Origin of the sequence: Streptomyces montanus, from assembly GCF_005786655.1 — a bacterium.
In the GTDB taxonomy this organism is placed as follows: Bacteria; Actinomycetota; Actinomycetes; order Streptomycetales; family Streptomycetaceae; genus Streptomyces; species Streptomyces sporangiiformans.
The window spans coordinates 91,041-110,481 of sequence record NZ_VBZC01000032.1 but is presented as its reverse complement, the minus strand read 5'-3'; the positions used below and the strand labels follow the sequence as shown (position 1 = coordinate 110,481).

The following is a 19,441-nucleotide window of genomic DNA, read 5'->3' as shown; positions in this document are numbered from 1 at the left end:
CTGGCCGGCTGGGCCGCGGCCGCCGCGGTCTGGGTGGACGTCCAAGCGGTGCGCGCCGGCATCCCCGGTGGCCCGGTGGTCGGCGCCGTCGGCCTGTTCGCCCTGATCGGACTGGGCGTCGCCGGGCTGCGCGCGGCGGCGGTCTGGGAGCCCGGCGCGTCCTGGCGCGTGCTGCTCGCGGCCGCGGGGCGCCGTACGGTCCTGGACCCCGCCGGGTCCTTCCTGCTCGTCGGCGGGCTGGCCGTGGTGGCCTGCTCCGCCTGGTTCGTCGCGCCGCTGGCGGTCCCCGTCCTGGGGGCCGTCGCGGCGGCGGCCCTCGCCGTGGAGGAGCGCGGCAGGCGTCGCTGACCGGTCACTCGAGCAAGGTTCGGTGCCCCCGGCGGCGCCGCACCTCTCTCTGTCATGCCCCTGACTTCCCCGCACGGAAAGGAAAGGCCATGTCCCCCATCCCCCGCAGGTCCCTGCTCAAGGCGGCCGCCGTCGCCGGAGCCGCCGCCCAGTTCAGCTGGGCGTTGGGCGCGAAGGACGCGCAGGCCGCGCCGAGAGCCGAGCCGGCCGAGGCCGACCCGGTGACACTGGACTGGCTGGAGGAGGGCGGCCTCGGCGCCGCCCCCGGCTCCACCGTGGGCGTGCCCTGGCCGAAGGGCGCGTACGAGAAGGACCAGACGTTCGCGCTGAAGGACGCCGACGGCAAGGACGTGGCGGTGCAGTCCTGGCCGATCGCCTACTGGCCGGACGGCTCGCTGAAGTGGACCGCGCACGCGGTCGGCCCCGGCGCCGGCGCCGGGAAGCTCACCCTCGCCGCTGGCTCGCCCGCCGCCCCCGAGAAGAAGGTCACGGTCGACAAGAGCGGCGGCAGCATCACCGTGTCGACCGGCGTCATCACAGCGAAGATCGGCAAGAGCGGCTCCACCCTCGTCAAGTCCGTCACCCGCGGCTCCACCGAGATCGCCAAGAACGGCCGCCTCGTTCTGCTGCGCCAGCCCGAGATCGAGGACGGCGACCAGGGCACGGAGAAGTACGAGCGGTTCGAGAGCGCCATCTCCAAGGTCGAGGTCGAGCAGGACGGGCCGGTCCGCGGAGTCGTCCGCATCGACGGCAAGCACCGCCGCGGCGACCGGAGTTGGCTGCCGTTCTCGATCCGGCTCTACTTCTTCGCGGGCGGCGAGTCGTTCCGCATGGTGCACACGATCACGTTCGATGGGAAGCAGGAGCCCGGCAAGGCGAGCGGCGACTTCATCCGCGGGCTCGGCGTCCGCTTCACCGTGCCGATGCGGGACGCCGCGTACGACCGGCACATCCGGATCGGCGGGGACGGCACCGGGCTGCTGCGCGAGGCGGTCAAGGGCATCACCGGGCTGCGTCGTGACCCGGGCGCGGCCGTGCAGGCGGCCCAGTTCGCGGGGGAGAAGCTGCCCGATCCGTCGACCTGGGACCAGCGCGTGACGACGAGGCTGCAGTACATCCCCGAGTGGGGCGACTACTCCCTCTCCCAGCTCTCCGCGGACGGCTTCACCCTGCGCAAGCGCACCAAGAAGGGGCACGGCTGGATCGGCGCGGGCGGCGGACGGCGTGCCTCCGGCTTCGGGTACGTCGGCGGGGCGAGCGGCGGGTTCTCCTTCGGGCTCAGGGACTTCTGGGAGAAGTTCCCCGCCCAGCTCGACATCCGCGACGCCCACACCGACGAGGCCGAGGTCACCCTCTGGCTCTGGTCACCCGAGGCGCAGCCGATGGACCTGCGCTTCTACCACGACGGCATGGGCCAGGACACGTACGCCGAACAGCTCGAAGGCCTCAACATCACATACGAGGACTACGAGCCCGAGTTCGGCACGCCCTACGGCATCGCCCGGACCTCCGAACTCCTCTTCTGGGCCAACGAGTCGACGCCGTCACCCGCGAAGCTCGCCGAACAGGTCGAGGCCGTGCGTACGCTCCCGCAGCTCGCCGCGCCGCCCAAGCACCTCATCAAGGCCAAGGTCTTCGGCGGCCTGTTCTCCGAGCCGGACCGCTCCAGCCCCGCCAAGGCGAAGATCGAGGACCACCTGGACTTCCTGTTCACGTATTACAAGGACCAGGTGGAGATGCGCCGCTGGTACGGCTTCTGGGACTACGGCGACATCATGCACACGTACGACACGGCCCGGCACCAGTGGCGCTACGACGTCGGCGGATACGCCTGGGACAACTCCGAGCTGTCGCCGGACCTCTGGCTCTGGTTCGCGTATCTGCGCTCCGGTCGCGCCGACATCTTCCGCTTCGCCGAGGCCATGACCCGGCACACCGGCGAGGTCGACGTCTACCACCTGGGGGAGTGGGCCGGCCTCGGCACCCGGCACGGTGTGCAGCACTACGCCGACAGCGCCAAGCAGCAGCGCATCGCGAACACCACGTACCGGCGCTACTACTACTTCCTCACGGCGGACGAACGCGTGGGCGACCTCATGCACGCGAACGTCGACTCCGACGAGACGTTCCTGGTCCTCGACCCGATCCGCAAGATCCGCACCGAGCCGTACACCCCGGACCGCCACGCGCTGTCCATCGGCTTCGGCACGGACTGGAGCGGTCTCGTCTCCGCGTGGCTCACGGAGTGGGAGCGCAAGGGCCCGAAGTGGGAGAAGGCCAAGGCGCGCGTACTGTCCACGATGGAGACGATCGCCGCGCAGCCCAACGGATTCGTGCAGGGCAGCGGGTTGTACGACCTCGACACGGGCAAGTTCGCCGTCGCCGACAAGGCCGCCGTCTCCGTCTCCCACCTGTCGGCGGTCTTCGGCCTCAACGAGCTGTGCGCCGAGCTCATCGACCTGGTCGACATGCCCAAGTTCAACGAGGCGTACTTCGACTACTGCCGCTACTTCAACGCCACCAAGGCCGAGCAGAAGGCGCGCTACGGTTCCGACTTCGGCTCCCTGCTGCTCTTCCAGGGCCACTCGCGCCTCGACGCCTACGCGGCCGTGCAGACCGGGGACGAGAAGCTCGCCAAGCGGGCCTGGGAGAAGTTCTACAACTCCGACGGCTACAAGGAGTCGGCGCCCTGGGCCACGGAGAAGGTGAGCGGACCGCTCGGCCTGGTGGCCGGCGAGGAGGCGACCTGGGTCAGCACCAACGACACCTCGCTGTACGGCCTCGCGGCCATCGAGAACCTGGCGCTGCTCGGCGACAAGATGCCGTAGGCCCCTGAAGGGGCGCGGGGCTGTGACATCTGCGGCTCCGCCGCGTGGGCGCGCCCAGCCACAACGGACCCGCACTTTCCCACACCCCCAGTGGAGCGCTAACGCATCCTTCCAAGCACCTCCCGCACTCGCCGTGCGTCACGGATCCGCTGCTCGTACGTCGCGCCGAGCGCGAGCAGCGCCAGACCGGCGAGTGCGGGAGGCAACCAACGCGGGAGCGCACCGGCCACCTGGACGATGTACGGGGCGAGTTCGTGCAGCGCGTCCAGGGCGAGCACGGTGGAGCCCAGCAGGAGCGGCGCCCGCAGCCTGTGCCGGGCACCCACGAGCGTGACGAGCAGCGCGGCCGCGCCGAGCAGCAGCGGGCGCGGCCAGTCCGGGTCACCCCACGCCGCGACGAGACTCGGCACCAGCGTCACCGACAGGCCCGCCCCGTACGCCGTCCAGGACGAGACCCGTGCGTCACGGCTCCGGCGTACGACACCGACGACCAGCGCCGGGACGGTCACCGGCAGCGTGTAGGCCTCCGGGACGTCGACCTCCCAAGCCGCCAGGCGCACCCAGGTGGCCAACAGGAACAGTGCCGCGGCCGCGTATCCGGCTCGCTGTCGGTCCGGGCGGACGGCGGTTCCGGCGGCGATCACACCGCACAGGGCCAGGACGAGGGCCAGTGTCGGGAGGTCCGTGATCGCGAGCGCCATGGCCAGGAGTCCCGCGACGGCCCCCGTGACCTCTACGGACGCGGTCGGCGCAGCCTCCTTGAGCCGCGCCGCGAGCAGCGCCGCCGTGGCCGGCACGACGAGCACGAGCAGCGCGATGTGGTGCGGCTGCCAGCCCAGAGACGCGCCGGTGGCGCAGGCGAGCGCGGCGGCGTACGCCGTCGAGGCGGCGGCGCAGACGGGCCCGCAGAGGGGCGCGAGCCGATGCGTGAGGGCCACCGCTGCGAACAAGGCCGTCAGGCCGGTGAGAACGGCGAGGGTCGCGGTCTCGGTCGCCAGAGAAAGGAGGACGAGGTGGACAGAGGTGACGAGCGCCAGCGCGAGGGCCGTGAGGGGAAGAGGTGAGGCAGGCGAGGCAGGCTCGGGCGTCCCTCCTCGACGTCCGTACGCCGCTGCCGCCAGCGTCGCCGCCGTGGTCACGCCCTGCGCCAACAGGGCGGCGCTGTAAGGAAGTTCGAGCGTGGCCGGGAGAACGAGAGCCGTGGCCCAGGCCAGTGTCAGCGCGCCGCTCAGCGCCAGGGGACGGCGTGGCCCGCTGCGGAACGCCCACGCCAGGACCATGGCGACCACGGCCAGGACGAGCGGGGCCGTGTCCGCGTCCGCAGGCCATGGGTCGGCGAGCGTCACCGCGTCACGGGCGTCGGCCGGAGCCCCGGACCACACACGTCCCAGCCGGCCCACGGGGCCCAGGAGCGCGACGCCAACGGGGGACAGCGCCCACGCCACCGCGAGGGCCTGGACGCCGGCGGACGCCCCCACCAGGCCGCGGCGTACGGGCTCCGGGAGACGGGCGATGCCCAGGATCGCCGGCACCGCGACCGCGATGCCGCACGCCAGGTAGCCCGGAACCGTCCAGGTCTCGGGCAGCACCGGCCGCGGGATCCCGCCGATCGCGGCGACCACGACCAGGCCGCCGGTGAGCGCGATGCCGGTGGCGGTCTTCACGTTCGCCACATGCCACGCCGCCCCCAGCGCGATCGCCGCGGCGAGGAAGAGGAGCGCCGCCGCACGGGCGGCGGCGCTCGGACCAGTGGCCTCCCACGAAAGCCAGCCGGCGGCCAGTACGCCCCACGCACCCCAGCCGTACGCGCCGACGGCGGCGACGAGCCGCACGGACTTCACGGACATCCGGAGCGCCATCACCGCATCGAACGCGGCCGTCACGAGCAACACCGCCGTGAGCGCGTGATCGCCCGCACCGGCCGCCACCGCCCAGAGGAACAAGGGGAGTTGAGCCGCCGCCATGGCGGCCGGGAGCGGCAGGCGCAGCGCGCCGAGGGCCAGCCCGTACGCCGCCCACAGCGCGGCCAGGAGCGCGGACGCGGCCGCCGCGTAACCGGTGGCGTCCGCGTCCGGGAATGCGACCTGGTGCAGGGCGTAGACGTCGAGCACCGTCAGCGCGAGGCCCAGGCCCGCCACCGACTCGGCTGTCGAGCGGAGTCCGCGCCTCAGCAGCGGTACGGGCACACCGAGCGCGGCCAGCGTGACCGCGCCGAGCACCATCGCTCGTCCCGCGATCCCCAGGTCACCCCAACTGACCAGGGTGAACGCGATCGCCGCGATGGTCAGCAGGACGCCGCCGAGCACGAGCAGCACGTTCTGCACGCTGGGCGCCGTGGTCTCCCGCCGCGGCGCGGTGCCCGTCGGCTGCCCGGGACGAGGAGCGGCGGTCGGAGCGGCGGTCGGAGTGGGAGCCGCGTCTGGGGCGAGGGCCTGGGCCGAGGCCGACTGGAGTACCCCGACCAGCCAGGCCCGGCGCGCCAGCAACTGGCCCCGGCGCGCGTCGAGCTGCCACAGCTCGTGGTCGAGGATCCGCAACTCCTCGGCCGGGGGCGGAATCTTCGTCATGCCTCAGGAGTGTGGTCCAGGTCACGTCGCACGGCATGAGTGCGTGTACTCAGGTCGTACTCAGATTCCCCGCAGGCGACCGTCGACCGGCAGACTCGGCCCCATGGACTGGACGCATTACCGCTTCCGCAGCCTGTGGGTCCTCGCCGCCCCGGCCGACGACGTGTACGACGCGCTGGCCGACGCCGAGCACTACCCCCGGTGGTGGCCACAGGTCCGGGAGGTGACACGGCTCGACGACAGCAGCGGTGTCATCCGCATCCGCTCACTGCTCCCGTACGACCTGGTGTTCACCGCGCGGGAGGTGCGCCGGGACCCGGCGGCCGGGGTCCTCGAGATCACGATGACGGGTGACGTGGACGGCTGGGCGCGCTGGACCCTCACCTCCGACGGGCCGGGCACACGCGCCCGCTACGACCAGGAGGTCCACGTGACCAAACCCCTGCTGCGGCGTCTGGCGGTGCCGGGACGGCCGGCGTTCCGCGCCAACCACGCGCTGATGATGCGGGCCGGGCGGCGAGGGCTCGCCGCGTACCTCCGCGAGAACCCTCAATCGGTTTGATGGAAACCCGCCGGGACCTGTATGGTTCAGTGCGTTCCCGGGCGATTAGCTCAGTGGGAGAGCGCTTCGTTCACACCGAAGAGGTCACTGGTTCGAACCCAGTATCGCCCACCCGGAGAAGACCGGCCCGTCTCATACGGGCCGGTTTTTCGCATTCCAGGAGCTTGCCCGGGATGTGTGCCGCGCTCACGCCGCCGCGGGGAGTTCGGGACGCAGGGGCCACGCCGGATCGACCGCCTCGTCCGTGCCGCTGCGCGCGAACCACGCCTCCAGGCCGCGGGCCTGTGCGGCGTGCCAGACCGCCTGCAGCGTGTGCAGTTCGGTCGGGGAGAGCCGCTCCAGACGGACCGCGAAACGGCGCCCGATCGCGCGTACCACCTCCATCGCGGCCAGCGCGTCGGCCGCGGCGTCATGGGCGCCGGCCAGCTCCACGCCGTAGTGCGCGCACAGGTCGGTGAGCGTGCGGCGGCCCTTGCGGTAGCGGTCCAGGTGTTTGTCGAGGACCCGCGGATCGAGGACGCGCAGCGGCGCGGTCTCGAACCAGCGGTCCAGCGACGACGCCCGGTGCCGACGCAACTCCCGGTCCAGCAGCGTCAGATCGAACGGCGCGTTCATCACCACGATCGGCCGTCCCGCCGCGCTCTGCTCGGCCAGTTCCCTGACTATCTCGTCCATCACCGGCGAAGGCCAGCGGCCGTTGCGCTGCAGATGATCCTCCGTCAGCCCGTGTACCGCGGTCGCCCCTTCGGGCACCGGAACTCCCGGGTTCACCAGCCAGCGACTCACGCGTGGCCGGCCGCCGGAAGTGTCCTGGACGACGACGGCGGCCGACACGATCCGGTCGGTCTCCACGTCCACACCCGTCGTCTCCGTGTCGAACGCGGCCAAGGGCCCCTCGTACCAGCTCGTCATGCGCACACAACTCCTCGTTCACCCTCGGCAGTTGACGCTCCGTCCGTGCCGTCCTCTGCCCGATTCGGTGATACCCGGGCTGTTTGCGCCGTACGCCGGAAGGAGACAACAGAGATGAGGGTCTTCGCAGTTCAGCGGCCCGGTACGGGGATTCACCAGTTCTGGAAGGCTGTTGGCACATGGCGCTCGCGCAGCCCGAACAGGGCGGGCTGCTGCCCCAGCGGTCAGCACCGCATCGCGGCACGCTCGCCACCACCGCCTGCATGGAGACGCTGCAGGTCGGCTATCTACACGCGGTCGCGGCGGCCGCGGGCTGCTCGCTGTCCCAGCCCTTTCCGGACAACGGCATCGACTGGCACGTCAGCCACAGCACCCCCCGGCACACGGTCGACGACGAAGTCACCATCAAGGTGCAGCTCAAGTGCACGTACCAGATCCCGCCGAACCCCGCAGGCCCGGCCTTCTCCTTCACGCTCGACAACGCCCACCTGGAGAAGCTCGCCCGCACCCCGGTCTCCGTCCACAAGATCCTGGTCGTGATGCTCGTGCCCAGGTCCCAGGACGACTGGCTGCGCGCCGGTCACGACCGGCTCGATCTTCGGCACTGCTGTTACTGGACCAACCTCGCCGGACATCCGGTCACCGGCCGGCGCAGGACCACCGTGCGGATACCGACCTCGCGCATCTTCGACGACCGAGCACTCTGCGAGATCATGACGCGGGTCGGAACGGGAGGCAGACCGTGACGCACCGCCCGACCGACGAACCCGTACGACCGGTGAGGCCCCACCCCGTGGAGACACCGGCTCTGTGGGAGCAGCCACCGAGGCCCGACCAGGTGGACCCCGCCGTCCTCGGGGCGCTGCTGCACCGGCACGGCTGGCAGCGCCGCGGCGGAGCCGCCGGACGGTACGGCCGCTGGACCCCACCCGGGTCCGGCAGCGCCGGCGGCTCCGGCACCAGCCTGCTCGTGCCGGAGAACCGTGCCTTCCCCGACAGCGAAGACCTCCTCGGCGAAGCCCTCGTCGCCCTGTCCCGCAGCGGCTCGCCCTCCGCTCGCGAGGTCCTGGTCGGTCTCGCCGTGCCCAGTGACGAGATCCGCTGGTGGCGCGACGTCCCCAGCGGCCCCGTCGGCGTCGCGCCCTGGACCGTCGAGGAGCAACTGCGCACGGCCGCCCGCAAGATGCTCCTCGCGGGCGCCCTCGCGGCACGCGCGCGTGCGGGCTACTACGGCGCCCGCCACCGCGGGCCCGCCGCCGCGTCCTTGGAGAACGTGCTCGTCGGAGCCGCGTCGGGCGGTCGGCAGCTCACCGCCTTCGTGCCCGTCGCCACCGGACGGCCGCTCGCCGTCCGGCTCCACCAGGCGTTGTACGCGGCCCGCGAAGCCATCGACTACCAGCGCGCCACCGGTGGCATGGACGCCTTCGACGCGGCAGTCGAAGCAGGCGTCAGCCATGAGCTCACCGAGGCGCTGGTGGCCCTCGTGCGGGGCACCGAGGGAGCCAGGATCGCCGTCGAGTGGGCGCCTGCCGCCGGGGTCCCCGAGGGGTGCGCGACATCCGCCGACCCCGTCGAGTTCTCGCCCGGCGACCTGCCCGCCCTGCGCGAGGCCGCCGCCCGCTACCTGCGCGAGGAACCGTCCGTGCCCGTGCGCATCACCGGAACCGTGGTGCGCATGCGCAGGTCCGGGCCCTGCGGCGACGGCACCGTACGGCTGCGGGTCCTCGCGGGCGCCGAGGTTCCGCACGTACGGGCGACCCTCGACGAGGAGGCGTACCGGACAGCGGGCCATGCCCACCTGGTGGGTGTGCCGGTGCGGGTGATCGGGCGGCTGGAGAGCCGGGGCGGCTTCCGGCGGCTGACCGGGGCGTCCGGGGTCACGCCCGTGCAGGTCGACGAGGCCGAGCGGGACCGGCTGATGAAGTCGCTCCAGGAGAACCTCGACTTCTTCGAAGAGGCGTGCGGCGGGGACTGACTCCGGGGGAGGGGCGACCGTTTCGCGAAGCGTGCCTCGGGCTCGGTACGATCCCTTCTATCTATTACGTACGCAAGAGAGACGCGTACACCCCTTCAGTCAGGAGAGACCGGTGTCAGACGTCCGTGTGATCATCCAACGCGATTCCGAGCGGGAAGAGCGCGTGGTGACGACGGGCACTACGGCCGCCGAACTCTTCGCCGGAGAGCGCACGATCGTCGCAGCGCGCGTGGCGGGCGACCTGAAGGACCTCGCGTACGAGGTGCAGGACGGCGAGACCGTCGAGGCAGTGGAGATCTCCTCCGAGGACGGTCTGAACATCCTGCGCCACTCCACCGCGCACGTCATGGCGCAGGCCGTGCAGGAGATCTTCCCCGAGGCCAAGCTGGGCATCGGCCCGCCGGTCAAGGACGGCTTCTACTACGACTTCGACGTCGAGAAGCCGTTCACGCCCGAGGACCTCAAGGCCATCGAGAAGAAGATGCAGGAGATCCAGAAGCGCGGGCAGCGCTTCTCGCGGCGTGTGGTGACCGACGAGGCCGCGCGTGAGGAACTGGCGTCGGAGCCGTACAAGCTGGAGCTCATCGGGCTGAAGGGCTCGGCTTCGTCGGACGACGGCGCGGACGTCGAGGTGGGCGCCGGCGAGCTGACGATCTACGACAACGTCGACGCCAGGACCGGCGACCTGTGCTGGAAGGACCTCTGCCGGGGCCCGCACCTGCCGACCACCCGGAACATCCCGGCGTTCAAGCTGATGCGCAACGCCGCCGCGTACTGGCGCGGCAGCGAGAAGAACCCCATGCTGCAGCGCATCTACGGCACCGCCTGGCCGTCCAAGGACGAGCTGAAGGCGCACCTCGACTTCCTCGCCGAGGCCGAGAAGCGCGACCACCGCAAGCTGGGCAACGAGCTGGACCTGTTCTCCATCCCGGACCAGATCGGCTCCGGCCTCGCGGTGTTCCACCCCAAGGGCGGCGTCGTCCGGCGGGTCATGGAGGACTACTCGCGGCGGCGCCACGAGGAAGAGGGGTACGAGTTCGTCTACACCCCGCACGCCACCAAGGGGAAGCTCTTCGAGACCTCGGGTCACCTGGACTGGTACGCCGACGGCATGTACCCGCCCATGCAGCTCGACGAGGGCGTGGACTACTACCTCAAGCCCATGAACTGCCCGATGCACAACCTGATCTTCGACGCGCGCGGCCGCTCCTACCGTGAACTGCCGCTGCGACTCTTCGAGTTCGGGACCGTGTACCGGTACGAGAAGTCCGGCGTCGTGCACGGCCTGACCCGGGCGCGCGGCTTCACCCAGGACGACGCGCACATCTACTGCACCCGCGAGCAGATGGCCGAGGAGCTCGACAAGACGCTCACCTTCGTCCTGAACCTGCTCCGGGACTACGGCCTGACCGACTTCTACCTGGAGCTGTCCACCAAGGACCCGGAGAAGTTCGTCGGCTCGGAAGAGGCGTGGGAGACGGCCACCGAGACCCTCCGACAGGTGGCCGAGAAGCAGGGCCTCCCGTTGGTCCCGGACCCGGGGGGCGCGGCCTTCTACGGCCCGAAGATCTCCGTCCAGGCCAAGGACGCGATCGGCCGGACCTGGCAGATGTCGACCGTGCAGCTCGACTTCAACCTGCCGGAGCGCTTCGACCTGGAGTACACCGGCCCCGACGGCTCCAAGCAGCGGCCGGTGATGATCCACCGGGCCCTCTTCGGCTCGATCGAGCGCTTCTTCGCCGTCCTGCTGGAGCACTACGCGGGCGCGTTCCCGGCGTGGCTGGCGCCGGTGCAGGCGGTGGGCATCCCGATCGGTGACGCACACGTCGAGTACCTGCATCGGTTCGCCGCCGAGGCGAAGAAGCAGGGGCTTCGGGTCGAGGTGGACTCCTCCTCCGACCGCATGCAGAAGAAGATCCGTAACGCGCAGAAGCAGAAGGTGCCCTTCATGGTCATCGCGGGCGACGAGGACATGACCCACGGCGCCGTTTCCTTCCGCTACCGCGACGGCTCCCAGGAGAACGGCATCCCCGTCGAAGAGGCCATTGAGAAGATCGCGAAGGTGGTCGAGGAGCGGGTGCAGGTCTGAGTCGAGGGCGGAGGCCCTCGGGGGAGCCTGGTCGACGCCGGCGGCCTGCCGGCTGTGACGTTGTCGGCCGGTCGGCCGGTCGGCTGCCCCGGGGGCCTTTGCCGTCTCCGGGCCGCGAAGCCATATGCTGCACCACATGACGAGTGAGCCGGAGCAGCAGATCGGGGTGGGGATTCAGGACGCGTTCCAGCGTCTGTGGACGCCCCACCGGATGGCGTACATCCAGGGTGAGAACAAGCCCACCGGCCCGGGGGCGGGCGACGGCTGCCCGTTCTGCTCGATACCGGCGAAGTCCGACGAGGACGGGCTCATCATCCGGCGGGGTGAGCGGGTCTACGCGGTGCTCAACCTGTACCCGTACAACGGTGGCCACCTGATGGTCGTGCCCTACCGGCACGTCGCCGACTACACGGACCTCACCGCCGAGGAGACCGTCGAACTCGCCGAGCTCACGAAGCAGGCGATGACCGCCCTGCGCACCGCGTCCGGCGCGCACGGCTTCAACATCGGCATGAACCAGGGCACCGTCGCGGGCGCGGGCATCGCGGCCCACCTCCACCAGCACATCGTGCCCCGCTGGGGCGGCGACACCAACTTCATGCCCGTCGTCGGCCACACCAGGGTCCTGCCGCAGCTCCTCGCGGACACCCGCAAGATGCTCGCGGAAACGTGGCCGACAACCCCTTAGCCGACGCGCCCCTTCAGGGGCGCGGGGAACTGCGCGACCAGCCACGACGGACCCGCACCGGAAATACGAACCTCGGGGGCCTGGGGGCGCAGCCCCCAGCCAGGGGCGCGGGGAACTGCGCGACCAGCCACAGACGACCCGCAGCAGACAGACGACCCTGGTCGTGCGGGGGGCCGGACCCGGAGCCACGGGGCCAGGAGCCCCGGGATCCATGGGCCTCCGGCCCACCGAGCCCGCTGAACCGCCGGAGGCCTACGCGTCGTAGAGGTCGGCTTTTCGAGGCGAAGCGTCCTGGACCGCCGTACTGAGGAAAGCCGAGCGGGTGCCGAACTTCTCGGTGTCCACGCCGTTCTCGTTGAGGACGCGGATCGCTGCCGCGTGCACGACGCGGAGGATCGGCGTCGCGGCGCGCAGGGCGTCGTCGGCCATGAAGCGATGGCGCCAGGGCTGGTCGGCCCAGGCGTGGCGCAGCCCGAAGGGCTCGGGGAGGACCAGCTTGCCGCCCAGCCAGTCCAGGATCGGCGGGTACCAGGTGAAGGGGGCGCGCACGGCGAGCCGTACCACCTCGTCGGCGTCGACCAGCGGCAGCTTCTGCGTGCGGGTCTCCCAGAACTTGATGGTCTTGGCGACCTCCTTGGTCTTGGCCTCGGGCTTCGTCGTGAAGAGGGAGTGCACGGGCCCCAGGGCATGACCGGTGACCTCGATCCGCAGCGTCTCGTGCAGCACGGTCACGGTGATCAGCATCGTGATGATCAACTGACCGTCCCAGAGGGTCCATTGGACCCCGAGGTAGTGCCGGTCGCCGCTGCCGAACTGCTGCTTGTTGCAGATGTCCTGGATGGCATGGGTCTTGACCTGGTACGCGTCCACGTCCGTACCACCCGGCCGGGACACCGCCTTGGCGTTCTCACCGATCGGTGTGACCACCCAGTGCTTTATCGAGGGTTTCGGAAAACCACCGGTGTTGAGCGGGCCACGCTCCAGCATGCGCAGCTGGTCGTGGATCGACCGCACGACGTCCCAGCTGCGGAACGGATGGATCTCCTTGTCGGCGTCGGCCGGCACCAGGTCCTCGGCGAGCTGCCAACTGCCCCACCGCGTGCCCATGCCGAGTATGCCCTTCGGGCCCGCGTAGAAGACCGAGTTCGACTGCTGCTCGGCGGTGAGCCGGGCCAGGCCCTGGCGCAGCCGCTCGGCCGCGGTCTCGCCGGGGCTGCCGGGCACCGCCTCGGGAATCTTGGCGCCGATGCCACCGCCGGCCAGCAGACTGTCCCAGCGCTCGCGCAGATCCCTGGCCGTGCGCTCGCAGATCTCCTTCGCCCAGAACCAGCCGGCGACGGGGGCGACGACCGCCGCGCGCGCGTACCAGGCCCAGAAGCCGCTGAACGGCATCTTGAGCAGGAAGATCACGGCGAGCGCGGCCACGCCGATCAGGAGCGTGGTGGCGAGGGCGGACGCGCGCTTGTCCGTGGTCTTGGCGATCATCCGGCGCACCTGGAAGACCAGCAGCCAGACGAGCAGTCCGGGCAGGAAGATCAGCCCCGTCAGCACCATCACGGCCGTGAGCCAGCTGTCGCGTTCCTTGCGGATGCGGTTCGCCGCCAGGCAGTGCTCGACGATGACCTGCGGCTCCGTACCGAACGACTGGATGAGCGGTTTGCGGCCGCCGCCCAGCATCCGCAGCTGCACGGCCCGCGCGAAGGCCTCGCCCAGGTTGGGAGCGAAGATCGTCGCCCACTTGGGGCCCGGTTTCACGGTCGACTTGTGCCATTCGTTGTTGGCCTTGAGGATCTCCGCGACCTCGTTGTCCCGGTACGCCGCCGATGCCAGGGCGAACGTCGCCGCTGTCTGTCCCGCGGCACCCGAGAGCGGGACTTGTGCCCCGGGCCTGAAATCGAATCCCTCGTCCGCCACTGACCGCCCCCATCGCCGCTGTGCTCCGCTGCTGCGGCTTTTCCCGACTTCCGTGCTCCGCACACCTGTTGATCAGGTCATCGTCTTGATCAGGATCTCAGAGTATCCCCCGGAACCGACAATCGTCGGCGGACGGCCCACGCCGTCCGCCGACCATTGTGGACAACAACTACTAGGCGCCCTCGGCCTGTTCGCGGATCTTTTCGGAGAGCTGCGGCGGCATCGGCTCGTGCCGCGCGTACGTGCGGTTGAACCGTGCGGTGCCGTGCGACAGAGAGCGCAGATCGATCGCGTACCGCCCGATCTCGATCTCGGGGACCTCGGCCCGTACGAGCGTCCGTCCGCCGCTCGCCTGCTCGGTGCCGACGACGCGGCCGCGCCGCCCGGACAGGTCGCTCATCACGGCGCCCACGTACTCGTCTCCGACGAGGACCGTCACCTCGGCGACCGGCTCCAGCAGATGGATCCGGGCGTCGGACGCCGCCTCGCGCAGGGCGAGCGCGCCGGCCGTCTGGAACGCGGCGTCGGACGAGTCCACCGAGTGCGCCTTGCCGTCGAGCAGGGTGACCCGTATGTCGATCAGCGGGTAGCCCGCGGCCACACCCTTGGCGGCCTGGGCGCGTACGCCCTTCTCGACGGACGGGATGAACTGCCGGGGCACGGCGCCGCCGACGACCTTGTCCACGAACTCGATGCCGGAGCCGCCGGGCAGTGGCTCGACCTCGATCTCGCAGATCGCGTACTGCCCGTGCCCGCCCGACTGCTTCACATGACGGCCGCGCCCGGCCGACGGGGCGGCGAACGTCTCCCGCAGGGAGACCTTGTGCGGTACGACGTCGACCTGGACGCCGTACCGGCTGCGCAGCCGCTCCAGGGCGACGTCCGCATGGGCCTCGCCCAGGCACCACAGGACCACCTGGTGAGTGTCCTGGTTCTGTTCGAGCCGCATCGTCGGGTCCTCGGCGACCAGCCGGCTCAGACCCTGCGAGAGCTTGTCCTCGTCCGCCTTGCTGTGCGCGTGGATGGCGAGCGGCAGCAGCGGATCGGGCATCTCCCACGGCTCCATGAGCAGCGGGTCGTCCTTCGCGGAGATCGTGTCGCCGGTCTCCGCGCGGTTGAGTTTGGCCACGGACGCCAGGTCGCCGGCGATGCAGTGCGTGAGGATGCGCTGCTGTTTGCCGAACGGGGCGGACAGGGCGCCGATGCGCTCGTCGACGTCGTGGTCCTCGTGCCCGCGGTCGGTCAGCCCGTGCCCGGAAATGTGCACCGTCTGGTCGGGGCGCAGAGTGCCCGAGAAGACCCGGACGAGGGAGACGCGGCCCACGTAGGGGTCGCTCGCCGTCTTCACGACCTCGGCGACCAGCGGACCGTTCGGATCGCAGGCCTTGACCTCGCGCGCCTTGCCATCCGGCGTGGTGACCGTCGGTGCCGGTCGCTCCAGCGGCGTCGGGAAGCCGCCGGTGACCAGTTCGAGCACCTCGACCGTCCCCAGGCCCTGTTTGGCGCCCTCGGCCGCAGGCGCGGCGGCCAGCACGGGGAAGAACTTCCCGCGCGCGACGGCCCGCTCCAGGTCCTCCACGAGCGTCTTGAAGTCGATCTCCTCACCGCCGAGATAGCGGTCCATGAGGGTCTCGTCCTCACTCTCGGCGATGATCCCCTCGATCAGCCTGTTGCGGGCCTCCTCTATGAGCGGTAGCTGGTCGGGGCCCGGCTCGGACTCCTTGCGCTCCCCGGAGGCGTAGTCGTACAGCCGCTGGGACAGCAGCCCGGTCAGACCCGTCACGGGCGCGTGGCCGTCGGGGCCGGGCACGCCGTGGAGCGGCAGATACAGGGGCAGTACGGCGTCCGGGTCGTCGCCGCCGAAGGCCTCCGCGCAGACCCGTGTCATCTCCTCGAAATCGGCTCTGGCCGCTTCGAGGTGGGTGATCACGATGGCCCGCGGCATGCCGACCGCCGCGCACTCCTCCCACACCATGCGGGTCGAGCCGTCCACCCCGTCCGAGGCCGAGACGACGAAAAGGGCCGCGTCCGCCGCTCGCAGACCGGCCCTCAATTCCCCGACGAAGTCGGCATAGCCGGGGGTGTCCAGAATGTTGATCTTGTGTCCGTCCCAATCGACGGGCACCAGGGAGAGCTGTACCGACCGATGCTGCCGGTGCTCGATCTCGTCGTAGTCGGAGACGGTGCCGCCGTCCTCCACGCGGCCCGCCCGGTTCACCGCTCCCGCGGTCAGCGCGAGAGCCTCCACCAGAGTCGTCTTGCCCGATCCGGAGTGGCCGACCAGCACCACATTCCGTACGGACGCGGGGTGGTCGGCCGCCGTAGCCCTGCCGGCGGCTCCGGGGTGTGCATTCGCCTTGTCGCCCATGGCCTTGCCTCCCGTGCACGGTGAGGTCATTGTGGGCGCGGACACGCGGATCCGCGTGCGGTGGCGGTTCCGTTGACGCCCGCGGTCCTTTCGAGCTTTCCACTCACGTCACGGCGCGTCCATACAACGGACGCGATCGTGGTCCACCGGTGCCCGCCCGTCGCCCACACGCGCGCGTGGCTACGATGGGCCCGCCGGGTGGCCAGCAGGGGCCGCGCGGCCACACCGACCCTCGGGAAGGCCATGCTGAACAAGTACGCGCGTGCATTCTTCACGCGTGTCCTCACGCCGTTCGCCGCGTTTCTGATCCGGCGGGGCGTCAGCCCCGACACGGTCACGCTCCTGGGCACGGCGGGAGTGATCGCGGGCGCGCTGGTCTTCTTCCCCCGAGGCGAGTTCTTCTGGGGCACCATCGTCATCACGCTGTTCGTGTTCTCGGACCTCGTCGACGGCAACATGGCACGCCAGATGGGCCGCTCCAGCCGCTGGGGCGCCTTCCTCGACTCGACCCTCGACCGCGTCGCCGACAGCGCGATCTTCGGAGGATTCGCGCTCTGGTACGCGGGCGGCGGCAACGACAACGTCCTGTGCGCCGTCTCCATCTTCTGCCTGGCCAGCGGCCAGGTGGTCTCGTACACCAAGGCCCGTGGCGAGTCGATCGGCCTGCCGGTGGCTGTCAACGGGCTCGTCGAGCGGGCAGAGCGCCTGGTGATCTCGCTGGTCGCGGCCGGTCTCGCGGGCTTCCACAAGTTCGGCGTGCCCGGCATCGACGTGCTGCTGCCCATCGCGCTGTGGATCGTCGCCGTCGGCAGTGTCGTCACGCTGATCCAGCGGGTGGTCACGGTGCGCAGGGAGTCCGCGGAGGCGGACGCCGCGGCCGCCCAGGAAAACGCTGGGGAGGACGCTGGGGAAGACGGGCGGGACAACGGGCGGGACAAAAGTCCGGAGAACGCCTCCCAGGGCAACCCGCAGAGCAGCGCACAGGGCAGCGCCGCCCCGGGCAGCTCCCCGAGCCGTGAGGCCACGTCATGAGCGGTCTGCGGGGTCGGCTGACGGACGGGCTGTACGCCCTCGGCTGGAGCGCCGTCAAGAAGCTCCCCGAGCCGGCCGCCGTGCGGCTCGGCCGGACCATCGCCGACCTCACCTGGAAGCGGCGCGGCAAGGGCGTACTCCGCCTGGAATCCAACTACGCGCGCGTGGTGGGCGACGCGACCGCGGAGCGGCTCGCCGAGCTCTCCCGAGCGGGTATGCGCTCCTATCTGCGCTACTGGATGGAGTCCTTCCGACTGCCCTCCTGGAGCGAAGAACGCATCAAGTCCGGCTTCGTCCCCAGGGACCTGCACTACCTGACGGACGGGCTCGCCGCCGGCAAGGGCGTCATACTCGCGCTGCCACACCTGGGAAACTGGGACCTCGCGGGCGCCTGGGTCACCACCAAGCTGGAGACCCCGTTCACCACCGTGCAGGAGCGACTCAAGCCCGAGGCGTTGTATGACCGCTTCGTCGCCTATCGCGAGGGCCTCGGTATGGAGGTACTGCCGCACAGCGGCGGATCCGCGTTCGGCACGCTGGCCCGCCGACTGCGCGACGGCGGCCTGGTCTGCCTGGTCGCGGACCGTGACCTGTCCGCCTCCGGAGTCGAGGTGAAGTTCTTCGGCGAGACGACACGGATGCCCGCGGGCCCTGCCCTGCTCGCCCAGCAGACGGGCGCACTGCTGCTGCCGGTGACGCTCTGGTTCGACGACTCGCCGGTCATGCAGGGGCGGGTGCATCCGCCCATCGAAGTCCCCGAGACAGGTACCCGGGCCGAGAAGACGTCTGTCATGACGCAGGCGCTGGCCGACGCCTTCGCCACGGGTATCGCCGACCATCCGGAGGACTGGCACATGCTCCAGCGCTTGTGGCTCGCTGACCTGGAACCCCGACCCGAGCCGACGGACGGGGAGCGCCCGTGAGGATCGGCATCGTCTGCCCGTACTCCTGGGATGTACCCGGCGGCGTCCAGTTCCACATCCGCGATCTGGCGGAGCACCTCATCCGCCTCGGGCACGAGGTGTCCGTCCTCGCCCCGGCGGATGACGACACCCCCCTGCCGCCGTACGTCGTCTCCGCGGGCCGCGCGGTTCCGGTGCCGTACAACGGGTCGGTGGCCCGGCTGAACTTCGGGTTCCTGTCGGCCGCACGCGTGCGGCGCTGGCTGCACGACGGCACGTTCGACGTGATCCACATCCATGAGCCGACCTCGCCGTCGCTCGGCCTGCTGGCGTGCTGGGCGGCGCAGGGGCCGATCGTGGCCACCTTCCACACGTCCAATCCGCGCTCCCGGGCCATGGTCGCCGCGTACTCGATCCTCCAGGCGGCCCTCGAGAAGATCAGCGCGCGGATCGCGGTGAGCGAGTACGCGCGGCGCACGCTCGTCGAGCACCTGGGCGGTGACGCGGTCGTCATCCCCAACGGCGTCGACGTCGACTTCTTCGCGAAGGCCGAACCCAAGGCCGAGTGGCAGGGGGAGACCATCGGCTTCATCGGCCGCATCGACGAGCCCCGCAAGGGCCTGCCGGTCCTGATGAAGGCCCTGCCGAAGATCCTCGCGGAGCGGCCGGGCAGCCGGCTCCTGGTCGCCGGTCGCGGGGACGAGCAGGAGGCCGTCGAGACGCTTCCCAAGAAACTGCGTTCGCGCGTCGAGTTCCTCGGCATGATCAGCGACGAGGACAAGGCGCGGTTCCTGCGCAGCGTCGACCTGTACGTCGCTCCGAACACCGGTGGGGAGAGCTTCGGGATCATCCTGGTCGAGGCCATGTCGGCGGGCGCGCCGGTACTCGCCTCCGATCTCGACGCCTTCGCCCAGGTCCTCGACAAGGGCGCGGCGGGGGAGCTCTTCGCCAACGAGGACGCCGACGCCCTGGCGTCCTCGGCGGTACGTCTGCTCGCCGACTCCGGCCGTCGCGCGGAGCTGCGCGAGCGGGGCAGCGCGCATGTGCGGCGCTTCGACTGGTCGACGGTCGGGGCGGACATTCTCTCGGTGTACGAGACGGTCACGGACGGGGCGGCCGCGGTCGCCGCCGACGAACGCAGCGGGCTGCGGGCGCGGTTGGGGCTGGCGAGAGACTGACGGCCGGGCCGGGGAGGCTGATCCCGGCGTGGCCCCGGGCCGCGCCGGAGGCTTCGTCCCGCACCGGTAGCCTGTGCG

Annotated in this window: 13 protein-coding genes, 1 tRNA gene and 1 pseudogene; 11 read left to right on the top strand and 4 right to left on the bottom strand. The window is 70.9% G+C overall.

The features are described from left to right. Positions 1-348: pseudogene (locus FE633_RS27175) on the top strand (hypothetical protein); the annotation flags it as partial. A gap of 89 nt (positions 349-437) precedes the next feature. Continuing rightward, entirely contained in the window at positions 438-3,176 is a 2,739-nt protein-coding gene (locus FE633_RS27170) for an exo-rhamnogalacturonan lyase family protein (RefSeq protein WP_138047827.1), read from the top strand. A gap of 98 nt (positions 3,177-3,274) precedes the next feature. Here FE633_RS27170 and FE633_RS27165 read toward each other — a convergent pair whose 3' ends face one another. Then, positions 3,275-5,743 (bottom strand): SCO7613 C-terminal domain-containing membrane protein, encoded by a 2,469-nt coding sequence (locus FE633_RS27165; RefSeq protein WP_138047826.1) that lies wholly within the window; start codon positions 5,741-5,743, stop codon positions 3,275-3,277. A 103-nt stretch (positions 5,744-5,846) separates the two neighbouring features. Between FE633_RS27165 and FE633_RS27160 the strand changes: the two genes are divergently transcribed. Further along, positions 5,847-6,305, top strand: coding sequence for an SRPBCC family protein (locus FE633_RS27160; RefSeq protein WP_138047825.1), 459 nt, complete (start codon positions 5,847-5,849; stop codon positions 6,303-6,305). Positions 6,306-6,344: 39 nt separating this feature from the next. Then, positions 6,345-6,416, top strand: a tRNA-Val gene (locus FE633_RS27155). A gap of 75 nt (positions 6,417-6,491) precedes the next feature. Here FE633_RS27155 and FE633_RS27150 read toward each other — a convergent pair. Then, positions 6,492-7,217, bottom strand: a complete 726-nt coding sequence (locus FE633_RS27150; protein ID WP_138047824.1) for a 3'-5' exonuclease — start codon at positions 7,215-7,217, stop codon at positions 6,492-6,494. 179 nt (positions 7,218-7,396) lie between these two features. Between FE633_RS27150 and FE633_RS27145 the strand changes: the two genes are divergently transcribed. The 4 genes from FE633_RS27145 to FE633_RS27130 all read left to right on the top strand — a co-directional run bounded on the left by FE633_RS27145 (position 7,397) and on the right by FE633_RS27130 (position 11,969). Next, the gene (locus FE633_RS27145) at positions 7,397-7,963 is read left to right on the top strand and encodes a DUF4365 domain-containing protein (RefSeq protein ID WP_119102475.1); all 567 of its coding nucleotides are present in this window, start codon (positions 7,397-7,399) and stop codon (positions 7,961-7,963) included. Continuing rightward, positions 7,960-9,192, top strand: a complete 1,233-nt coding sequence (locus FE633_RS27140) for a hypothetical protein (protein WP_138047823.1) — start codon at positions 7,960-7,962, stop codon at positions 9,190-9,192. The genes FE633_RS27145 and FE633_RS27140 overlap by 4 nt, the downstream gene beginning before the upstream one ends. 112 nt (positions 9,193-9,304) lie before the next feature. Further along, on the top strand, positions 9,305-11,281 hold the full coding sequence (thrS, locus tag FE633_RS27135) for a threonine--tRNA ligase (protein ID WP_138047822.1): 1,977 nt from the start codon (positions 9,305-9,307) through the stop codon (positions 11,279-11,281). Between the two features lie 124 nt (positions 11,282-11,405). Then, positions 11,406-11,969 carry an HIT family protein gene (locus FE633_RS27130; RefSeq protein ID WP_138047821.1) on the top strand — a complete coding sequence of 188 codons (564 nt, stop codon included), beginning with the start codon at positions 11,406-11,408 and terminating at the stop codon, positions 11,967-11,969. A gap of 252 nt (positions 11,970-12,221) precedes the next feature. On the opposite strand, the gene FE633_RS27125 is transcribed toward FE633_RS27130, so the two are convergent. Next, entirely contained in the window at positions 12,222-13,883 is a 1,662-nt protein-coding gene (locus FE633_RS27125) for a hypothetical protein (protein WP_138047820.1), read from the bottom strand. A gap of 172 nt (positions 13,884-14,055) precedes the next feature. Continuing rightward, positions 14,056-16,251, bottom strand: coding sequence for an elongation factor G-like protein EF-G2 (locus tag FE633_RS27120; RefSeq protein WP_138047819.1), 2,196 nt, complete (start codon positions 16,249-16,251; stop codon positions 14,056-14,058). Between the two features lie 243 nt (positions 16,252-16,494). Here FE633_RS27120 and pgsA point away from each other — a divergent pair, with 243 nt between their 5' ends. The 3 genes from pgsA to FE633_RS27105 are packed head-to-tail and all read left to right on the top strand — an operon-like array spanning position 16,495 to position 19,363. Further along, complete coding sequence (gene pgsA, locus FE633_RS27115; RefSeq protein WP_138047818.1) at positions 16,495-17,283, top strand: phosphatidylinositol phosphate synthase; 789 nt, start codon at positions 16,495-16,497, stop codon at positions 17,281-17,283. Then, positions 17,280-18,206 (top strand): phosphatidylinositol mannoside acyltransferase, encoded by a 927-nt coding sequence (locus FE633_RS27110; protein ID WP_138047817.1) that lies wholly within the window; start codon positions 17,280-17,282, stop codon positions 18,204-18,206. Before pgsA ends, FE633_RS27110 begins: the two co-directional genes overlap by 4 nt. Further along, the gene (locus tag FE633_RS27105; protein WP_138047816.1) at positions 18,203-19,363 is read left to right on the top strand and encodes a glycosyltransferase family 4 protein; all 1,161 of its coding nucleotides are present in this window, start codon (positions 18,203-18,205) and stop codon (positions 19,361-19,363) included. Before FE633_RS27110 ends, FE633_RS27105 begins: the two co-directional genes overlap by 4 nt. The last annotated feature ends 78 nt before the right edge of the window (positions 19,364-19,441 follow it).

Coding starts and splice junctions, on each gene's coding strand:
- FE633_RS27170 (WP_138047827.1), top strand. CDS start 438: ATGTCCCCCATCCCCCGCAGGTCCCTGCTCAAGGCGGCCGCCGTCGCC.
- FE633_RS27165 (WP_138047826.1), bottom strand. CDS start 5,743: ATGACGAAGATTCCGCCCCCGGCCGAGGAGTTGCGGATCCTCGACCAC.
- FE633_RS27160 (WP_138047825.1), top strand. CDS start 5,847: ATGGACTGGACGCATTACCGCTTCCGCAGCCTGTGGGTCCTCGCCGCC.
- FE633_RS27150 (WP_138047824.1), bottom strand. CDS start 7,217: ATGACGAGCTGGTACGAGGGGCCCTTGGCCGCGTTCGACACGGAGACG.
- FE633_RS27145 (WP_119102475.1), top strand. CDS start 7,397: ATGGCGCTCGCGCAGCCCGAACAGGGCGGGCTGCTGCCCCAGCGGTCA.
- FE633_RS27130 (WP_138047821.1), top strand. CDS start 11,406: ATGCTGCACCACATGACGAGTGAGCCGGAGCAGCAGATCGGGGTGGGG.
- FE633_RS27120 (WP_138047819.1), bottom strand. CDS start 16,251: ATGGGCGACAAGGCGAATGCACACCCCGGAGCCGCCGGCAGGGCTACG.
- pgsA (WP_138047818.1), top strand. CDS start 16,495: ATGCTGAACAAGTACGCGCGTGCATTCTTCACGCGTGTCCTCACGCCG.
- FE633_RS27110 (WP_138047817.1), top strand. CDS start 17,280: ATGAGCGGTCTGCGGGGTCGGCTGACGGACGGGCTGTACGCCCTCGGC.